The following is a 20,459-nucleotide window of genomic DNA, read 5'->3' on the forward strand; positions in this document are numbered from 1 at the left end:
TCGCCGTTATGCCTCTGAAAAAAGCCGCCAAACCGGCGGCTTCGATACATATAATAGATGTCTATTCGCTCCCGAAAAACTGCTCTTGATCCGCCCCGGAAACGGACAATGCGATATCTGCCGATTTCGCAACCAGCCTGAATTGATTGGCGTTTACCGTTTCCGCCGCGGCGGCTACGGATGCACCTTGCAGTTGACTATTAATGGCCTCAACCAAAGCCTCCATGCCGGCATACTGCCTATCCAACGTTACGATGGCCGTATGCTCCCCATCGCTCACGTTAAACGTACGATTCCTGCTATGGTCGATATCGTTTCCGTTATATTGCCTCTGCGAAAAGAAATATTGCCAATCAGGCCCGCCTAACGTAACGGAGGAAGCCGAACCTGTGCTGAATGCAAAGATCGAGAACGTATTCCCGAAACCGACGGCACCCAAGGTACGATTCCCCAGGTTGATTCCATGCGCATTGCAGTAATCCTGAATAAAACTGTCGACGACCGATCCCATAATCTGTCCTTTCGTAAATTCGTTCTGAGGAACATTCCATGTGAGATCGATCGGAATCGTAATCTTCCCGTCGCTGATCGTGAAATGTTTGGTCGCACTTTGGAAGTCGGTCGTTTGGACCTGAAAGCTCTCCCCTCGGGCTTGCGTTGCATCGATGGTGGAAAAGTCAAAATCGGAGACGGCTTTGCTCGTGATCGTCTCCGGCTCGCTCATGACAGCTTTCACGTGAACGGTAATCTCTTTCGTATCGGAAGCAGCTCCTGCGGTGATATTCGCGATGAGGACAACGTCCGTATTTTCGTTCAATCCTTCGCGCTCCACGCTACCGGTCGATATATCCACGATCGATGATTGCTCCGGGTCTTTCAGGCTCCAAGCAACCGTCGCGCCGTCTTGGGCGCTTGTCAGCGCAATCTTCTCCGCAACGCCGTTGTAAACGACCTGCAAATTCCCTTTGGCCGCGACCACGATTCTCAAATCCATGATCATGTCCTCGGCGTCCGTCAACCTGGCGATACCACCTACCCGCGTCTTTTGGCTATCCGTTAAAGCAGCATAATGAGCGCGCGCTTGCGTTACCGCTGGTTCATCGGTCAGCTTGATATCCGCTTTCGCTGGCAATGCTTGGATTTCCTCCCGGACCGGAGCTGCAGCTGCTTCATCCAGCGCTGCCTGCGCTTCCAGTTCGGCAATCGCTTGTTCGGCCTCCGTTAACTTGGCGATGCCGCCTACCAAGGTTTTCTGCGCGCCGGTTAACGCATCGTAATGGGCGCGCGCTTGGCTTACCGCCGTTTTATCGGACAAAGTAACTTCCGATTTCGACGGCAAAGACGCGATTTCGGCTCGGACCAGAGCAGCAGCCTGCTCATCCAGCGCTGCTTGGGCTTCCAGTTCGGCAATCGCTTGCTCGGCTTCCGTCAAAATGGCAATGTTTCCTACCAAGATTTTCTGCGCATCCGTTAACGCATCGTAGTGTGCACGCGCTTGGGTGACCGCCGGCTTGTCGGTCAGCTTGGCGGCCGCTTTTGCAGGCAATGCCGCGATCTCCTGCCGAACCGGAACTGCCGCAGCTTCATCCAGCGCTGCCTGCGCTTCCAGCTCGGCAATCGCTTGTTCGGCTTCCGTCAATTTGGCGATGTCGCCTACCAACGTTTTTTGCGTATCCGTTAACGCATGATAATGGGCGCGGGCCTGGACGACGGCCGGTTTGTCGGTTAAGGCGACATCCACTTTCGACGGCAAAGACGCGATTTCCGATTTCACCAGAGAGGCCGCTGCTTCATCCGCCGCTGCCTGCGCTTCCAGCTCGGCAATTGCTTGTTCGGCTTCCGTCAACTTGGCGATGCCGCCTACCAAGGCTTTTTGCGCATCCGTTAACGCGTCGTAATGGGTGCGCGCTTGGACGACGGCCGGTTTGTCGGTTAAGGCGACATCCACTTTCGACGGCAAAGACGCGATTTCCGATTTCATCAGAGATGCCGCTGCTTCATCCGCCGCTGCCTGCGCTTCCAGCTCGGCAATCGCTTGTTCGGCTTCCGTTAACTTGGCGATGTCGCCTACCAAAGCTTTCTGCGCATCCGTTAACGCATCGTAGTGTGCACGCGCTTGGGTGACCGCCGGCTTGTCGGTCAGCTTGACATCCGCTTTCGTAGGCAATGCTTGGATTTCCCCTCGGACCGGAGACGCCGCTGCTTCATCCGCTACTGCTTGAGCTTCCAGTTCAGCAATCGCTTGTTCGGCTTCCGTCAATTTGGTGATGTCGCCTACCAACGTTTTTTGCGTATCCGTTAACGCATGATAATGGGCGCGGGCCTGGACGACGGCCGGTTTGTCGGATAACTTGATATTTGCTTTGGCAGGCAATGCCGCGATTTCGGCTTTCACCAGTTCTGCGATGGCTTGATCCGGATTTTGATGAGGAGTTCCTTCCCCTCCGCCTGTAGGTGGCGTCGACGGAGTTGGAATGGGAGTAGGTATGGGTGTAGGCGTAGGCGTTATAGGTGTTGTAGGCGTTGTGGGCGGTACTATTGGCGGCTGCCGGGTGCTGCCTTCGTCCGCCTTTGCCTTGTTGTTCAGAAACTGGACCGTCACGAGAGCCGCGTCCTGGCGACTCGCCTTATTTCCGGGATTGAAGTTACCGTCGGGGTATCCATGTATGAGTCCCAATTCAACCGCAGCGGCGACGGCATCTTTGGCCCATGTGGAGATGAATGCAGTGTCAGAGAACGTTAAATTACGGCCTTTACCGGCAGGATTCACGCCCAAGGCGTTCACGAAAATCACCGCCATTTGCTCGCGGGTAAGGTTTTGACCCGCCCCGAAAATCCCGTTCCCCATGCCTTTAAACAATCCTGCCTTAACCGCCGCTTCCACGGCAGCATAGGCATAGTTTTCTTTCGGCACGTCTTTGAAAGTCGGCGTTCCCGGCGGATGGCTAAGGTCTAATTGGAGCGCATTGGCCAATATGACCGCAAAGTCCTGCCGCTGGATGCCGCTCGCCGGATTGAATTTTCCGTCGCCGTTTCCATGGATGATTCCTCTGCTGACAAGCTCATTGATCGCATCTTTGGCATAACTGTTTGAAATGTCGGACAGGGATGCATCTGCGGATGCATGCGGCACCAGGGCGCCTAACAGAGCAGCCGCCGATAGAATTGATATCGATTTTCCTTTTAAACTCATCTCGTACTTCCTCTCACAATAAAATCGATAGAATAGATGCCTTGATTACAGGTCACGGGTGCTTCTCGTACAAAGATCCAAGCGGATGTTTTCTATCATTCTAGCATCGATAGATTAACGACATGTTAATTTATTCCATGCATTCCTCCTCCAAGGTATGGGTTTTGGCGTCTTCATTATGAACCTCCTTCGCACGCATATTGATTGTTTTCAGGCTCTATTTTAATACTATAAAACGATTTTGGATAATAGAAAATCCCCCGTAAGGGGGACGCCGAGAGAGTCATAAAATCTTCAACCGCACTACTCGCACCAGCCGGTTCTTAAGAGACGCAGCCGTTCGCTGGCATCATGTCCGCAGCCGTTGATCTACGCAAAAAAACGCCGCGAGCTTGATTAGCTCGAGGCGCTGTTCATGATAGCGGGGCAAACGTCCTCCCCTACGGCTGCCAGTCGACGGTTACCGTCGCCGTGCCGCTTGCAGGGGTCGTGAACATGTGGTTGGAGCCCCCCCTCACATGTGACGTCAGAACCGTTTTTCTTCATGAATTTGAACTGAATCGCCGTGCCCGCCGGCACGCTTACATCGTAATACCATGTCGGATAAGATTTAATAACGGCATTGAACATCGGGCCGATGGCGTTTGCCGGCGCCCAGTTGCCCAGTTCATTGACGCTGCCCCTCAAATAGACGTTCTTATTCATCAGTACCCTCCATTATCGAACAGTTTGATATTATGCAACTTATTTTCGTTGTCTTCAACCATCTAGTGGTTTCGTATATGATCTGGGGAAATGGGAATGATTCTGCGGAACCGCTTTAGCTTGATAACAATCCTTCTATTCCGTCGAGCTGCCATTCCAAAGCAATCGATCCGTCAAGAGTCCATTCATAATTGAACGTATAGACCTGTCCAGCCGCGACCGCCGGCTGCATATTCCATACCTTCGAATCCTTCAGCCTCTGGAACGTCTCCCATGCGCCTTTCATGTTGCCGCACGTGATAAAGTATCCGGTCCGCCACAATCTCAGCGATGTGATTCACCGAAATGAACAGCCGCTGTATCTCAGGACTCATCAGCCCTTCCACTTCGACCGGAAGAGACGCTGCAATCAATTTCTCCGCATTGACCGGCCGATTGCCGATATTTTCCGAACCTTCTATATCCTTGCCATAAGTATCCAATACATATTTGGTGGTGAAGGAAGGCTTGATGCCAAGCGCAAGCATGTCCCCGGCGTACTGGATAGCCGCCACTTTTTGGGGATGAACGGGGATGCTTTGCGACTTGCCTGTTCCATCCGTGAAATCTCTGACGGCGTCTTCATCGGACTTGACGGATCGCTCTGCTCCGCGGATTCTTTTTTGGCTTCAGACAGATTCTGCCGTTTTCCTGTTTCGATGTCCCGTCCGCCCCGCATGCCATAAGGACAAAACAGAACACCATCACCAGTGCCGCAGATGGCACTTGTTTTTCCTAAGTACTTCATCGTTCTATTCTCCCTTTATTGATAATTGTTCTCAATGACATGTCTTACTATATCTTATCCATGCCTTAATAGAAATGGACGAAAGTGAGAACCTGTCGGATAAAAGTGTGATACAATGAAAAAAGCCCTAATTGAAGTAGGGCTTAAAACCTGACTCATGCGAAGCATTAAATCCAAGTTCCCACCTTCCTTGATTCACTTGTGCCATTCTAAAATTTAAAGTTAACTTTAATCAAGTGCGTGGCCAGGCAGTAAACCGATACTTATTAGCAAAACAAAAAACCGTCAATCACTCAAATTCGTGTTTGACGGTCTTTTTAGTTATGGAGCCTAGGGGGATCGAACCCCTGATCTCATCGCTGCCAGTGGAACGATAGGGTTTTGGATTTCAAGAAAACTGTGACCAAAATCAAATTTTACGGCTATTTGCTGCATCAGAATTTTACGAAGTCATGGATTATAAATGTAACGCAAATAAATGACATACTGGCGCTTTGCTCAGGAAGCCGTAAAAGAAAAAGGCATGACCAGTAGCATGTCCCGCAAGGGAACGCCCGCTGATCATGCCCTAATCGAATCGTTGGCTTTATATATCCACTCGTCGAACGAGTGTGACCACTTCTTCCGCCGTGCCGCAGCCTAACGCTTTCGCTGCGAGCATGCGCATCTCTTCCGCTGACAGCTTGGAGATTTGGCTGCGAGCCGGAAGAATGGAACTGGCGCTCATGCTGAACTCGTCCAGCCCCAAACCGACAAGCAGCGGGATCGCGGTGGCATCCCCGGCCATCTCGCCGCACATGCCCACCCATTTGCCCTCCGCATGTGCAGCGTCGATGACCATTTTCACAAGACGAAGGATGGACGGGTTATACGGCTGGTACAGATAGGAGACTCGCTCGTTCATGCGGTCCGAGGCCATCGTATATTGAATCAGATCGTTAGTCCCGATGCTGAAGAAGTCTACTTCCTTGGCGAAAAGGTCTGATAAAACCGCGGTAGACGGGATTTCCACCATGATGCCCAGCTGGATCTCGCCGGAAACCGGAATACCCTCGGCCGTAAGCTTCGTTTTCTCCTCCAACAGAATCGTCTTGGCTTGACGGAATTCGTCGAGCGTAGCGATCATCGGAAACATGATCCGAAGGTTGCCGTAGACACTGGCTCGAAGGAGTGCGCGCAGCTGCGTACGGAAGATGTCCTGACGCTCCAGACAGAGGCGGATGGCACGGAAGCCCAGGAACGGGTTCATTTCCTTCGGCAGTTCCAAATACGGTAGCTCCTTATCTCCGCCAATATCCAGGGTACGAACAACGACGGGTTTGCCCTCCATCCGCTCGAGGACAGCCCTGTAGGCCGTAAACTGTTCCTTCTCCGAAGGCATGCTGTCCCGGCCCATATACAGAAATTCCGTCCTAAACAACCCTACGGCTTCTCCTCCGTTCAACAGAACGTTTGCCACGTCCGCAGGGGTTCCAATATTAGCCGCCAGCTCGACGTGTTTCCCGTCCTTCGTAACGGTAGGCACATGCCGAAGCTTAGCCCATTCTGCCCTTTGGGCTTCATACTGCTCTTGTTTGAGGCGATATTCAGCCACGGTTGTGTCATCAGGATTCAGCAGTACGGTCCCCTTCATTCCGTCCAAAATGAGCAGATCCCCGTCCTTCACCTGCTCCAGAACTTCCTTCGTGCCTACAACAGCCGGAATCTCCAGTGAACGGGCCATGATGGCTGAATGGGAGGTTCTGCCGCCGACGTTCGTGGCGAAGCCTTTGACAAAGTTACGATTAAACTGTGCTGTTTCCGAAGGTGTCAAATCCTCGGCGACTAGAATGACCTCCTCATGGATCGCTGCCAGATCCAATACTTTGGCGTTGAGGAGATGGGAAAGTATCCGCTTCGACACGTCCTTCATGTCTGATGCTCGTTCCCGCAGGTAAGGGCTCTTCATATTTTCAAACATGGAGATGAATCCAGCGGATATTTCATGCAAGGCGTATTCAGCGTTGATGCCTTCCTTTTGGATTTTGTCTTCGATCGGACCCAGCAGCTCCGGATCGTTCAGCACCAACAGGTGAGCTTCAAAAATCTCCGCCTTCTCAACTCCAAGCTGCTCCAGCGTGCGCTGCTTCAGCTTCTCCACGTCTGCGATGGACAGAGCCAGAGCCTCCCGGAATCTGGTTACCTCCATATCTCCATCTTGAACGGTACGCTTCTCTACGCTAAGCTCCGTATTTTCAAGTACCAACGCTTTGGCGATGGCATAGCCTCCTGCCGCTGCTATTCCCTTGATGTTAAGCATGAGCGATTCCTATGCTTTCCTTGGCGAAAATTTCGTCGAGTGCCTCAAGCACATCGGACGCATCTTCTCCTTCCGCAATGAAAGTGACAAGATCTCCGGGTTCCAAACCGAAGGAAAGAACACCAAGGATGGATTTCATCGTAACTTTGCGGTTGTTTGCTTCTGCGAATACCTCTGATTTGAACTTGCTTGCGGTGTTTACCAGTGCTGTAGCCGGGCGTGCGTGAATACCGTCTTCATTGGTGATTTTATAGGTTTTTTGCATGGAATTTCACACTCCTATGATTACTCATTATATCTAGGTGTTTATTTAAGAAGAGTTTACGATGGAATGAACATTTAAACTTCTGACCCGTTGGAGGCAATAACCTGCTTATACCAATAAAAACTATCTTTTCGGATACGTTCTCCGGTTCCATTGCCTTCATCATCGAGATCGACGTATATAAAACCGTACCGCTTGGACATTTGCTGCGAAGAACAACTAATAATATCGATGGGTCCCCAGGCACAATAGGCAATGACGTCAGCGCCATCATAAATGGCACGTCCTACCTGCTCAATATGACTTCCCAGATAGGATATCCGATAATCATCATGAACGGAGCCGTCTTCAAGCTTGTCATACATCCCGAATCCATTTTCAGCTATGATAATCGGCTTTTGATAGCGATCCCAATATTGGGAGAGTGCATTATATAATCCTTGCGGGTCAACATTCCAGCCCCATGGATTCGCTTCTAAATGGGGGTTTACACTGGTAGAATCGGGTTTATTCACATTTTTTGCGGAATTCACCATTTGCGAGAAGTAGTATGAAATCGCCAAGTGATCCATGGTATTCTCTTTCAACAGCTGCAATTCCTCTTCCGTCATCTGCAAATCATAATGATTTTCCCGGAAGTAATTCAGCGCAAATTTCGGATACTCCCCCAGAAGTTGAACATCTGTAAAAAGGTACTGCATACGATTATGCTGCATCGCGAGCACTACATCATCGGGCTTGCAGGAATTAGGATACACCGTGCCGTCAGCAACCATCGTCCCAATCTGCAGATCATAACTCAGTGTTTTGGCATGCTTTTGAATTTTAGCCGAGGCCACCATTTGATTATGAACGGCTTGATATAACGCTTCTTCCGTCGAATCATATTGATCGCTGCATATGCCGAGAGATAAAAACGGTTCGATTTGTATCATATTGATTTGATTAATGACGATCCAATACTTCACCCGATCTCCAAAACGGTCCAGCAGCACGTTGCCGTAACGTTCAAACATATCGATCACAGCTTTATTTTTCCATCCGCCATATTCCAATGTGATGTGTATTGGAGTCTCATAATGCAGCATGGTGATGATGGGCTCAATGCCGAGCGATTTCATTTTATTGATCATCTTGTCATAATGCATTAAGGCTGCCTCGTTAGGCTCCTTCTCATCCCCCTTAGGGAACACTCTCGACCAATCAATGGAAGTTCTAAATGTTGTAAAGCCCATTTCCGCAAGCAGCTCTAAATCGCTTTCAAACGTGTGATAGAAATCAATGCCGAAGCGTTTTGGAAAGTAGTGTGCCGTATCCACCAGGTTATTTTTCACCTGTTCCAACGTCATCCCCTGCATCTCCAACTGCTGAATTTCCATATTGGATAAACCTTTTAGGTAGGGCTGAACATCGGATGAATTGGGCAGCTTGCCATCTTCCGTGTATGCACCATCTGCTTGGCTGGCCGCAATGGCCCCTCCCCATAAAAAGTCTTTTGGAAAAGCCGGATAGTTATTTTTACGCATCGTATTTATTCCTCCTCTAACAGTTCCATATCTTGTTTGACCGCCTGCTTATCATAGATCTTGAAAAATGGATAATAAATGAGCCAACTGATAACAAACAAAATAACAACAAACAATATGCCACGAACGGATTCCGTTATAATCCAGCTTTGGATCACCGTAGGCAAGTACCAGAGCTGAAATGGCTTATGCGGAATCGGAACAAACCCGATTTTCATGACAAGCCAGGTTAACACCGGCCCTACGATCCCATTGATCCACATCGGAATCATCAAAATGGGATTGAAAGCAATCGGTGCACCAAACACAACCGGTTCATTAATATTGAAAATAGCCGGGATCAGGGAAGCTTTGCCTATCATTTTTAACCGCTGTGATTTAGCCATAAATGAAAGCATGATGACCAGAGCCATCGTCGCACCGCCGCCACCGATCAAGAACAGCGCTCCCGCTTCATTCGTGAAAATGCTGGTAACCGCCCTGCCTGCCTCAAAGCTGGCCTGATTCGCGGCAATAGCAGGTAATGCAATGGCACTCGAGACCGGATACAATACCCAACTCGAAATCCCGAACGTATATAAGAATGCGAAACCCAGGAAGTTGATAAGTACAAATCCCCAGAAACCTTGCCCCAAATGAATGAGCGGCGAAAAGATGGAATTGACCACATCGTACAAATTGATATTTAATTCAAATGTGAATAGCCAGCCGATTAACAATATTAAAGTAATGGGAATGAGCGTATTGAACCACGTTGCAACAAAATCCGGAATCGGAGAGTCTTCACCAATAATTTTCCATTTAGAGAACATGTTCATGATCATACCTACAAACAGCCCCGCAATCAGAGCGGCAATCATGCCAGCTGTACCGAACGTGTTGAGATCAAAGCTGATCCGGCCTTCCGCGGTAATCGAAGGAAAGACCAGGATGAGAAAGAATGCTAATCCGGCAAGACCGGCTTGTTTGGAAATGCCTTTGTGCCCCTTATTGTTCATGACAGCTTCCGGAATCAGGTACGCAAGAAACAGTGAGAATAGTCCGAATGAGAATGTGCTAAGCAGCGAAAGGTCCGGAAAGCCCTTCCAATAATCTTTAACAATAGACAATATCGTTGCGAACGAGCCGATGAAAATCATCGGCATCGCCGTTAGAATGGCGCTTTGGACGGAAGTGACCCAAGGATTCTTTGCAATCTTATTTACCTTTGGCGCAAAAACATCGGTCATCCAAGACATCAACTTATCGAACATCTTTGCTCCTCCTTAGAGTCTCTTGTATAACTTGATCATTTCCCGCATGATGTTCATTTCTGATTTCACAGTCATCATCGTATCTTGGGCATGGGCGAATAAGGGTGAGAACGGAAATTCAACACCGTCCGCTTCTTTTTGCAGCGTCTTGGTTTGAGCTTTATGAGCAATGACGATTTCTTTGTTTGCTTCATTCATCAGCTGATCTGCTTCGTCAAACGCCCCTGCCGATGCTTTGTCTACCGCTTGAAAAACATAATCGCGAGCGGTACCGGCATGCATAATCACATTCATGGATATGGTGGCGAGTTCCTCAAGTGTGATTTTTTCCATATTTATTTATCTCCCTCCAAAAAATCCTTAGCGACATTTACCAATCCTTGACCATCCAAAGAACCGTATACTTTTTGCGGGATAATGCCATATTTAACGCCTGCTGCTTCACATACGTCTTTAACGTCTTCTATCATGTACTTCAAATGCGGTGCTACGAGCAGCAAATCAACACTGTTTAAATTCTCTGCAAGTTCAGCCTCGCTCTTCGCTTTAAACTCTATATCTTCACCTGTTTTTTTCACGGCCTTCCGCGCAGCCGCCGCCATAAAACCGGATGATGCTCCTGCTCCACACACCAACAACACTTTTTTTGTCATGATCGTTAACCTCCCTTTGGTTTACACGTTCAGTATGCCATGTTCCGAAAAGCCAAACTAATATGAAACTTTCCTACCCCTAGGAAAGCCGGAATCGCTTTGCTTCATTTGAGCTCTTCTTATCAGGAATGTCCGTGTTACACAGAAAAATTTCCTAAGGGTAGGAAATTTCTAAATTCCGGGTATTTTTAGCTCTGCATTATACTAATACTATGAAAAATACATCCAGAAATAATAAGGAGGGTTAGCCGGTGAAAAGTGCTAAATTAACAGCTTTTCTTAACTACCTGGAAGCACAAAATGACTGGGTCACTGCTGCCGCCTTAGCCAATTATTTTAAAGTGTCTACCAGAACGATTCGCAATTATGTAAGCACGATCAACGATGAAACACCCATCATTGCATCCAATTCAAATGGATATAAATTAATGATGCAGGAGAAACGAAATGTGACCGCTTCCCTGCAAACTCAAGATACGCCGTCCAAACGAATGAACATGATGCTGAAGGAGCTCATTGTAAACACGGAAGGGCTCGACATTTTTGATTTGAGCGAAAAGATCTTTGTCAGCACATCCACAATTGAAAGCGATATTATGAGCGCCAATCATCTCATTCTTCCATTTCATATGAAAGTGAAGCGCAGAGGCAATATGCTGATTTTGGAGGGAGAGGAATCGGAAAAGCGCAAGCTCATGAGCCACATCATCACCCAGGAGGCCTCGCCGCAATTTTTAAGTACGGTTAGCGTCCAGGAGATTTTCGAGGAGTATGACATCGTTCTATTAAAGAGTATCGTTACGAGTATTCTGGAGAGGTATAATCTTCTAATCAATGAATACACGATTAACAGCATCCTCTTACACTTGGTCATTACCATGGACCGGATCAGAAACAACCAATCGATTGAACACAAGCTTCATGCAAGAAGCGTGAAAAGCAATCTGGAGATGAACGCGGCAATCGATATTGCGGACAGGATCGGTGCCGAGTACGGAATCGTTTTTAATGAAGCTGAAAGATATTATTTAATGCTTCTGCTTTCGAGCAAAACGACATTGTTAAACTATCAGAGCCTCACTCCCGAGACGCTGCCCAATTTTGTGGACAAGCACTACATGGATCTGGTTTATACGCTGCTGGAAAAAGTGAAAGAATCTTATTTTATCGACCTTTCCGAAGATGAGTTTATCGTTAAATTCACGCTTCATATCCGAAATTTGATATTCAGGGCGAGAAACAAGCAGTGGTCAAGAAATCCGTTAACTTACAGTTTTAAAGATACCTACCCGTTAATCCATGAAATATCCGTCTTCATCTCCAATGAATTGCAGAAATTGGAGAATATTTCGATTGTTGAAGATGAGATCGCGTTTATTTCTTTTCATATCGGCTCCTTTTTTGAGCGAAAAAAAGAACTTGAGACCAAAATTTTATGTGCTGTCGTATGCCCGAATTACTATGGTATGCAATTGAATCTCGTTCAAAAAATCGAAACGAAGTTCAAAGATGTCATCGAGATTATGCAAGTCGCTTCGGAAATTGATCATTTGCATCATACCAACAAAATCGAATTTATCATTTCGACGCTTCCTACGAAATCGCTGCACATTCCAACGATATTTGTCCATCCGTTTATAACGACAGAAGATTTCGAGCAAATCCAGAAACTGATAGTTAAATTAAGCGAGCGGAAGAATATTTTAAACGTGAAAAATTATCTTGAGATGTTTTTTGACGAGGATTTGTTCCTGAGAAACATTTATTTAAATAGCGCTGAAGACTATATTAAGTTTATGTCCCAAAAGCTTTTGGAAAAGCACTACGTAAAAGAAGATTATTGCGAGTCTGTATTGGAACGGGAGAGAATGTCTTCGACAGCCTTTAACAACAACGTGGCCGTGCCTCACTCCATCACGATGGATGCCAATCGAACGGGGGCATGCATCATTATCAACGAAAAGCCCGTCAGATGGGGAGAAGAAAAGGTTCAAATTATCACCATGATTGCAATCAATAAAACGGAAAGACAGCTATTTAGCCATATCTTTGAAAGCTTTATTAACATTCTTTCGGAATGGGAAAATATAAAGGAATTAACCAAAGCAAAGAATTATCAAGACTTTCTAAATCAAATTACGCTTCTCATGGATGAGATATAAAGAATCACGAATGATACAACTCCTGTTCTTGAGCAAGTAAAATTCCTTATATCGAGGTAAATAAGTGCTCATGTGACCACGATTCTGAATCATAAGTTTCTATGATGACTTCTGGATTAATCGTGTCTCTTGTATGAAACGTTATCGTTTGAATAACTCGCCTTCCTATTTGGACATTCTTGATTATATATATTATCTGGACTGTCAATTGGAAGATATCAAAGCTTATCTTCTGTTACTTCATATATTTGGTGAACTGTTGGAGGAAGATTATAGCCTTATGCAATTAATGATTGCTGAACTGGAAAGAAAAATAGAGAATGCCCGTCATTACTTACATCCCAAGGAACTTACCCATACATGGAATGCTTCGGAGGAAGCAGAGTATGGCAAACCTATTACTCGGCTACATACCATGATTGAGCATGTGTTTAAGCCCGCTTATTTTATCAATCCGGTTGAAGAAAAGCAGCATCCTAAACCTTGGACAGATATACGATCGGTTACAGGTAACAAAACATTACAGCAGTCGAGAAACGAATCGTATGAAAAAGAAAGATATGATAAAAAGTGCCCAACAAGCCTTTGCTATCAAAGGAGCCGCACACATATCTTCCATTTATGATTACAGCATTTACTATCTTAATGAGTGAGATTTGAGCCGTTGAAGAGCTTCCATAACGTGAGGCTCTTTTTCGTGAACGATCATAAAGCAAAACTAAAAATGGGGCGCTGCCCCAAACCCCATCCTCGCCAAAAGCAGATGGTCTTTGCCAAGACTACCATATGAAAGGATTTGGGCTGGATTGGGATTCAAGGGTCAAGATAAACTCGCTTCGCTCGCCCTTGATTTCCGTAGCATGTCAGTCTTTTCCAGGTGAAATTTGTCACTCATTTGCGTTATTTGAAAATTTAACAAGTTCGTTATCATCAATATCCATAAGAGAATAAGCCCGCACAAAACAATACCTTATCTTTTTCAAATAGATAGGTAGCTTTCTCATAAATGACGCAAGCTTTAGCTACATGATTTATTCGAATTAACGCTGGTAATAATTTTACTCTAAAGTCATATAGTTCTTCAGTTGCTATACTTTAAAGAATTTATCATCCGCACTTAATTCGAGAACTTTTGCTTCTTCAACATATTTAATTTCGACTTTACCGATTCGTTCTCTTAAAATTGGAATTATATATTGTCCATTAATATCCTGACATAGTTCAAATATAGTTTTTAGTTGATTAATATGGGTATTTTCTAACTTATCATGTATAACGAATTGTGGAGCAGATATACGCATCTCTTCAGCATACTTCATGTAAGCTAAATCAAAAGCAACTATGACAGCTTTCTTTTTCCCTGTTCCAACATTCCCACCAAAAGAAGCAACTGCTATAGGGAATTTTTTTTCCGATTTCCAATTATTATTATATGCTAGTAAATATTTTTCTCCGTATAGCTTTTCGCAATATGACGAAAAAATATTATTGAAAATTTTCATTTTATTATCTATTTCATTTTCGTCGTATTTAGCTTCAATCTCTTGAATCTTTGAAATCAAATCATTTTTAATACGATCTTGTTCTTCAAGCAACTTTAATGATTGAAGGATTTCTCCTTTCCTTAAAGTGAGTTCCTCAATTTTTTTGTTTAATACATTTAATTCATCCAATAAACCTTCATCAAGTATTTCAACAGTAATCTTCTTTTTTTGCTCAAGCAAAAGATCAAGTTCTCCTGCATGAATTTCTAGCTGTTTTTGTTTTGCACTAAGTTGTTGAGCAATAAAATCAATCCGATTCTGAATCATTTCATTATGAAAACCCACAAGATCTTCAAATTTTTTCTGTAAATCAGGCAAGTAAGTCTCTGCTTCTTTATAAATTCTCCCTAGTATTGAGATGTTAATATTACTTTTTTCACCTGATAGTTTTTTAATGCTATCATTTATTGTATTTATTTCAAAATCCAAAAACTGAATTTGTTCCTCCAGTTCAATAATTTTGGAAGTTAAATTTCTTTTTTTATCCAACTCTTCCTTATATGTTTCAATGTATGACACTTTACTTCTTTTGGCGTAATATTCAAGCAAATCCTTCTCAATAATTTCTTTCTTCTGCTTCAAAACACTAATTGAACTAATACTTTCATGTTTTTCCAACATACCTATTGCTTTTTGACAATCTGCTAATTGAGTAGAAAGATCATTTTTTTTACTTACCAATTCATTTCCTAATATTTGAAATAGATAACTGTATACCGCATCATATGTATCATTTGTTATTACGCCAGGTAAAAATTTTATCATGCTTTCAGATGAGGTATTTGATACTCTTATAAACTTTGACATAAGTTGTCTGAAAGAGGGGTGTTTTTCTTTAGACTTAAAAATTATTTCTTTTAATTCAGAATTAAAATTATCTTCTGTAAAAGGTTCATTTCCAATGTGCCTTTTACCCCTCGGAAATAAATCTCGACGAATAGAAACCTTTTTATTATCTTTATCAATCAAAATTAGCTCAGCTTGTACCTTATAATCCAATAAAAAATTTTTTATCTCTTCATTTTCACTTCTAGTATCTGGATCATAATACAGCTCACGTACTGATCTCGCTCCTAAACAAAGATCAATTATTTTTATAACTGTCGTTTTTCCAACGTTATTGCCACTTTCACTTGAAACATCGGTAGTGCTATCAACAATAAGACTTAGTCCCTTTGGATTAAACTTAACATTGCGTATAATTTCAATGGAGGGCACTGTTTTTTTTACAGTAAGCCTATCTATGCGCATAAAGATACCCTCCCATTTTCCATTTTAATAATTGATAAAATATACAACCAATCTAAGGCATAGTAATAAAAATCAATATGTATGTCTTCCCCTACAGATTTTTTGAGTAACTCAAAAATATTCTCGATCTGTTCATTGTTATTCTCAAACAAAATTTTAAGAACCTCACTACCTAGATAGTATAAAGACAGCATCGGTTTTCTATCAGAATTAATTATCATGTCGGCTTCTCCAATATTTTGCATTTCATAAAACAATAACAAACAAAACAAGTAATTCCTATCTCAATTTCTTCCATACTTATTTCACTAACATCATTAGAATCAAAAATGCTTTGTTTTATTTTAAGAATAACACTTTCGATTAAAAAGTCAGCATTCCTTCTAATTGTGTCAATTTCTGAATCGTGGTTCCGCTGGCACTCTAAAAGCAATTGTCCTTTGCTCTCCAAATACCAGTTTCTAACGCAACGTAAAATCTTGCCTTTGCTACCTATGTTACTATCATCAAAAACATTAAGAATATCGTCAGAATGCGTGTAATAAATAGCATGTTCTTGAACAATTTCTTTGTATTTAATTACGCAATTATGCTCTATTTTTTTATCCGGTCTAAAGGTATCAATGTCTAAAGAGACATCGGAATCCTCATCTTCTATACAAGTAGAGCTCAATATTTTAACCACTGATGAAATCATTGAAGAAATCTTCACAGGCTCTTTTACTAGGTAATTTATTGTTCCTGAGTTCGTTCCTACCATAATCCCTTCATTAGTACCACTATTATCTAGATTCATTTCATGGGTGTTCAACATTTCCGCGTACCTCTCCTGTATTGATGCCACTTATCACTCCGGAATTTCTCCCAGAATTACTGACATTTACGCTTCCTGAATTAGATAGGTTTCTATTCTTTTCAGCTTTAATTTCATTTAAAGTATTTCTAGCTTCATTTTTAGCTCGAACTGCAATAACAGTAGATATCACTGTTGCACTTGTAGCAATAATAGTAAGAATCAATATTGTCACTTCCACTTATGCATCCTCCTATTTCCATCATTTACCTTCCTATTATTGTATATCAAAAGTATAAAGATCACCATACCATACTTTTGACGAATCATTTAAAAATAAGGCTTTATACTCTTACGTGTTACCTCTTATTACCCATAATGAAAAAAAACCATAGATATCTAGATATAATTAATATATATACTAAGTCCAAATACTTCTTCCTTATAAGCAAATAATTCTGTTAATATTAATGCATATTGGTCATAATGGGAGGATTGCAATGTATTACCAAGTTCTAATAGAAGTGACAGAGAAGTCCGGTAAAACGACAAGTAGTAGAAGTATTTATGAATTAGATAAAACAAATAAAGAAAGCATATTAAGTGAAATAATTCTTCCATATTTAAAGAAAGATGATTTTCAATTTGACGGATATTTTCTGAAAACGGATAGTATAGTAAGAATTGTAGTAAAAACCACTCAGCAGTCAGTACGAGTACATTCGCAATACGAAAATGATAACATGGAACCTGGACTAATTATGTATGTCTCCCCCGAAGATATAGTTAACTATGATAAGTACACCCGAGATATTACTAAAGAAATATTTTCTGAAGGAAGAAACTTAATTGATACTGGAGTTGTTCAAGACACTATAACTAAAGAGGTAACGGAAGTGGATAAAACCAAAGTATTTATTGTACATGGACACGATGATTTGGCTAAAACAGAAGTTGCACGATTTATCGAAAAGCTCGGCTTTGACCCAATTATTCTCCATGAACAAGCTAGTTCCGGCAAAACCATAATAGAAAAAATTGAAACTTATTCAAATGTGGGATTCGGAATAGTTCTATATACACCATGTGATCTTGGTGGGCAACGCAATAGCAAAGATTTTCAACCACGTGCTAGACAAAATGTTGTGTTTGAGCATGGATTTTTAATGGGTAAAATCGGAAGAAACAATGTGTGTGCACTAGTTAAGGATAAAGTTGAAACTCCGAATGATATTTCAGGTGTTGTGTATATCGCTCTAGATGCGCACAGAGCATGGCATATTGCAGTAGCTAAGGAATTAAGAAATTCTGGTTATACTGTTGATATGAATCTTGTGTTATAAGTGCAATTATCTACCTGCAGCATTCCAAGAAATTAATGCTCATTCACAAAAATATTAAAAAAGGCTACAGTCCTTATATGACAGTAGCCCACCACTAGTTTTGAACCAAGACTATAAAGGCTTTGGCTCATTGTTTTAATGTGACCATTACCTCTACTCTCCGTTTCCCCACTATTTGTGATAAGGTTCACCACAACGAGTCAAACGGCGAACTGTATCAATCATCGTAACGCACAAACGGCGAGAGCTAATTGCCCTCACCGTTTTCATTAGTTTCTGAAAACACTGATGCGTCAAACCTAACTCTATATTTTCTGCTTTACAACTTTACGTGATACAATTTTCTATCTGGTGAACGCGAATTAGTATTTATCGTAGCGGATTCATGCTCCCATCAGCTTATACGTATTAATTATCCTCTTGGTTTTTTGGTCAACAATTAGTTAAAATCAAGAAAGTTAATTAATCGCTCCAAAAATTTCTTTGCATTGTATCCCTTTCTTATGTCTGGAACAATATCGAGATACTTAATCCGGTTTGAAATCTCTATGGCAATTAAATCTGTATACTTATAACCCGAGTTATTATTACCCCATATTTTTTTCAATTCATCCCACTTAACATCGCTTAAAAGTTTATTTATCATGGATTTTTTATAGTGTTCACGATTCTCTTTTCTAAAATGCTCGTAAGCTTCATTAATTTCATATTCTAAAGCATTTTGAACAGCACTTTCCAAACGATCATTTGCATCAAATAATGCTAATGAAAAAGAAGTTAATTTCACATCACTGTTCTCCAAAGCAGTTGCATATTCCTCATTTGCAATTTGCATTGACTGATCATAAACACTGAAATTCCAATAATCTCCATGTCTATTTACAGAGCCACGAATGTAGCCTGCTGATTTAGTGTTTATTATATCTTCTTTTATTTTTGCAATAAGATCTTCATAGTGATCTGTCAAAATATATAAATGACTATACATTTCTTCCTTGATCCGTATCAATTTCTCTTTATGTTTATCTTCAAGACTGTTGGATGCTAGTATATCCAACTGTTTGTTAATTCCAGACAGCTCTTCATCATATTTTATATACATCTCATTTATTTTATATTCTATTGTTTTCCAAAAAGTCACTTGCTCAGTTTCATATTCGGCTAAATTTACTTCATATATTTTTTTCCCAGCTTCTATTCCGAAATACGAGTTGTAGAAAAGCATATTATTACTATCCAAAGAAATAGCCTGCCAATTACTAAGGGCTTCTCTCTTTTTGTTATCTTTACCTGTTTCTCTCCCATTAGCACCATTGACATCGAACAATTCACTTCCACGCTCTAAACCTAATACAAAATTCCGATACTTTAAATCTTGATTTTGAAGAACAAATACATTTTTGAGGAAGCCTTGCGAAACACGATTCCCATATTCATCGATATCATCACAAATGATGCAGATATTATGTTTATCTTCACATATTGCGATGATATCGCTACGTACTGCATCGCCATCAATTCCACGAGTATCAATTACTTTGCGAATTTGATCTGGAACTTTAATATTCCAATCACTTTTTCTTATATATACAATTATTTTCATTGGATATGGGAAACCCTCAATAGTACAATCATTAATTCCTGCTATGGTCTTCTTTAGCCAACTATTTATATCCTCTTCATTAGAATAAGTTATTCTATTTTTAGTACGGGAAGAATAATTAATTTTTTGTTTTATTGCTTCGGAGGCTAGTTCATACAATTGCTTATTTTCATCTAATGGTAGTGTACTGTTTTGTTCTATATATATCTTATACTTATCTTCACTTGTAGGAAATTTAGATAGATTTTCGATGGCCCGTTGAACTTCAATTGAACACTCGACATTAGCTTCCTGCTTAATAACTTTCCGACAATAAGCATCCACTAGTTCGTGCAACTCATCTTCGCCAATCCCTATAATCTCTACTTCAACATTCATTTTCTCATCATCAAAAAAAACAATTTCTGTTTCACATAAAGTCGTTCTTCCTGTGCCTGTTTTTAAAATAGGAATCTCAGATAATGATTCACCTATTCTTAATTTCTCCTTATTAACAAACCCTAATAAATTTGAAATTGCTGTAGATTTTCCAATACCCACTTTTCCAATAAAACAAAGATTATAATTCTCAATTGAACAAATTTCCTCAATCTTTTTCACCCTATTTAACAAAGGACCTACCATTATCTTACTAATATTATTTACAGTAGGTGCTGATCGAACAACATCGATCTTACTTATAATTTCTTTGCATTTAGTCAGTACGAACTTTTGATTCATTTTCCCTCTCCCTCCATATTCAACATTAGATTGTATTTGCTCATAAATACAAGTGACAACATCTCAGGTAGTTAATCAATTCGACATTTTCCAACAAATCCCTTCTCAGAAAATAAGAAAGCACCCGTCAGTTCAAACAGGCGCTATCTTTAAATTTGATATTTGAATCCTAATTATTTCAGCACCAACATTACACTTCACTCCACATGTTATTGCATGTTTACACTCCCATTGGCAGGTTTAGCATCTTCGCTTCAATCTTCAACTCGCACTTTTGCTTTACCACTATTTGTGATACGGTTCACCGTGAATGATCATGAACTAAGTTGCCGGTTACTTCAATGCAGATAGGGAACAGCTTC

At 42.1% G+C, this 20,459-nt stretch carries 17 protein-coding genes and 1 pseudogene; 4 read left to right on the forward strand and 14 right to left on the reverse strand.

Annotated features, from left to right (window positions below):
• Positions 1-61 precede the first annotated feature (61 nt).
• The 3 genes and pseudogenes from KJS65_RS27100 to KJS65_RS27110 form a co-directional block, all read right to left on the reverse strand.
• The gene (locus KJS65_RS27100) at positions 62-3,193 is read right to left on the reverse strand and encodes an S-layer homology domain-containing protein (RefSeq protein ID WP_213652932.1); all 3,132 of its coding nucleotides are present in this window, start codon (positions 3,191-3,193) and stop codon (positions 62-64) included.
• Between the two features lie 440 nt (positions 3,194-3,633).
• A pseudogene (locus KJS65_RS27105) lies at positions 3,634-3,898 on the reverse strand (carbohydrate-binding module family 20 domain-containing protein); the annotation flags it as partial.
• 115 nt (positions 3,899-4,013) lie between these two features.
• On the reverse strand, positions 4,014-4,184 hold the full coding sequence (locus KJS65_RS27110; protein WP_213652933.1) for a hypothetical protein: 171 nt from the start codon (positions 4,182-4,184) through the stop codon (positions 4,014-4,016).
• A 10-nt stretch (positions 4,185-4,194) separates the two neighbouring features.
• Here KJS65_RS27110 and KJS65_RS27115 point away from each other — a divergent pair, with 10 nt between their 5' ends.
• The gene (locus KJS65_RS27115) at positions 4,195-4,623 is read left to right on the forward strand and encodes a hypothetical protein (protein ID WP_213652934.1); all 429 of its coding nucleotides are present in this window, start codon (positions 4,195-4,197) and stop codon (positions 4,621-4,623) included.
• Positions 4,624-5,271: 648 nt separating this feature from the next.
• Here KJS65_RS27115 and ptsP read toward each other — a convergent pair.
• The 6 genes from ptsP to KJS65_RS27145 all read right to left on the reverse strand — a co-directional run bounded on the left by ptsP (position 5,272) and on the right by KJS65_RS27145 (position 10,681).
• On the reverse strand, positions 5,272-6,984 hold the full coding sequence (gene ptsP, locus KJS65_RS27120; RefSeq protein WP_213652935.1) for a phosphoenolpyruvate--protein phosphotransferase: 1,713 nt from the start codon (positions 6,982-6,984) through the stop codon (positions 5,272-5,274).
• Complete coding sequence (locus tag KJS65_RS27125) at positions 6,977-7,249, reverse strand: HPr family phosphocarrier protein (protein ID WP_213652936.1); 273 nt, start codon at positions 7,247-7,249, stop codon at positions 6,977-6,979. The genes ptsP and KJS65_RS27125 overlap by 8 nt, the downstream gene beginning before the upstream one ends.
• Before the next feature lie 74 nt (positions 7,250-7,323).
• On the reverse strand, positions 7,324-8,775 hold the full coding sequence (locus KJS65_RS27130) for a glycoside hydrolase family 1 protein (protein ID WP_213652937.1): 1,452 nt from the start codon (positions 8,773-8,775) through the stop codon (positions 7,324-7,326).
• Between the two features lie 5 nt (positions 8,776-8,780).
• Positions 8,781-10,028, reverse strand: a complete 1,248-nt coding sequence (locus tag KJS65_RS27135) for a PTS sugar transporter subunit IIC (protein ID WP_213652938.1) — start codon at positions 10,026-10,028, stop codon at positions 8,781-8,783.
• 12 nt (positions 10,029-10,040) lie between these two features.
• A complete protein-coding gene (locus tag KJS65_RS27140) occupies positions 10,041-10,361 on the reverse strand; it encodes a PTS sugar transporter subunit IIA (protein WP_244864885.1) in 321 nt (106 codons plus the stop codon).
• Positions 10,362-10,363: 2 nt separating this feature from the next.
• Positions 10,364-10,681, reverse strand: coding sequence for a PTS sugar transporter subunit IIB (locus tag KJS65_RS27145; protein WP_213652939.1), 318 nt, complete (start codon positions 10,679-10,681; stop codon positions 10,364-10,366).
• A 251-nt stretch (positions 10,682-10,932) separates the two neighbouring features.
• On the opposite strand from KJS65_RS27145, the gene KJS65_RS27150 reads away from it, so the two are divergent.
• Positions 10,933-12,843, forward strand: coding sequence for a BglG family transcription antiterminator (locus tag KJS65_RS27150; protein ID WP_213652940.1), 1,911 nt, complete (start codon positions 10,933-10,935; stop codon positions 12,841-12,843).
• A 280-nt stretch (positions 12,844-13,123) separates the two neighbouring features.
• Entirely contained in the window at positions 13,124-13,468 is a 345-nt protein-coding gene (locus tag KJS65_RS27155; RefSeq protein ID WP_213652941.1) for a hypothetical protein, read from the forward strand.
• Between the two features lie 463 nt (positions 13,469-13,931).
• Here KJS65_RS27155 and KJS65_RS27160 read toward each other — a convergent pair whose 3' ends face one another.
• Genes KJS65_RS27160 through KJS65_RS27170 form a run of 4 tightly spaced genes read right to left on the reverse strand, consistent with a single transcriptional unit; the run spans position 13,932 to position 16,672 of the window.
• A complete protein-coding gene (locus KJS65_RS27160) occupies positions 13,932-15,638 on the reverse strand; it encodes a DUF2326 domain-containing protein (protein ID WP_213652942.1) in 1,707 nt (568 codons plus the stop codon).
• Positions 15,629-15,883: an ABC-three component system middle component 6 gene (locus KJS65_RS30315; protein ID WP_374706225.1), complete on the reverse strand. Its 255-nt coding sequence runs from the start codon at positions 15,881-15,883 to the stop codon at positions 15,629-15,631. The genes KJS65_RS27160 and KJS65_RS30315 overlap by 10 nt, the downstream gene beginning before the upstream one ends.
• Positions 15,856-16,452 (reverse strand): hypothetical protein, encoded by a 597-nt coding sequence (locus KJS65_RS27165; protein WP_213652943.1) that lies wholly within the window; start codon positions 16,450-16,452, stop codon positions 15,856-15,858. The genes KJS65_RS30315 and KJS65_RS27165 overlap by 28 nt, the downstream gene beginning before the upstream one ends.
• Positions 16,436-16,672 carry a hypothetical protein gene (locus KJS65_RS27170; RefSeq protein ID WP_213652944.1) on the reverse strand — a complete coding sequence of 79 codons (237 nt, stop codon included), beginning with the start codon at positions 16,670-16,672 and terminating at the stop codon, positions 16,436-16,438. Before KJS65_RS27170 ends, KJS65_RS27165 begins: the two co-directional genes overlap by 17 nt.
• 259 nt (positions 16,673-16,931) lie before the next feature.
• On the opposite strand from KJS65_RS27170, the gene KJS65_RS27175 reads away from it, so the two are divergent.
• Complete coding sequence (locus tag KJS65_RS27175) at positions 16,932-17,774, forward strand: TIR domain-containing protein (RefSeq protein WP_213652945.1); 843 nt, start codon at positions 16,932-16,934, stop codon at positions 17,772-17,774.
• A gap of 439 nt (positions 17,775-18,213) precedes the next feature.
• On the opposite strand, the gene KJS65_RS27180 is transcribed toward KJS65_RS27175, so the two are convergent.
• Positions 18,214-20,097 (reverse strand): hypothetical protein, encoded by a 1,884-nt coding sequence (locus tag KJS65_RS27180; protein WP_213652946.1) that lies wholly within the window; start codon positions 20,095-20,097, stop codon positions 18,214-18,216.
• Positions 20,098-20,459 lie beyond the last annotated feature (362 nt).

It is taken from the genome of Paenibacillus sp. J23TS9 (assembly GCF_018403225.1).
GTDB lineage: Bacteria > Bacillota > Bacilli > Paenibacillales > Paenibacillaceae > Paenibacillus_AQ.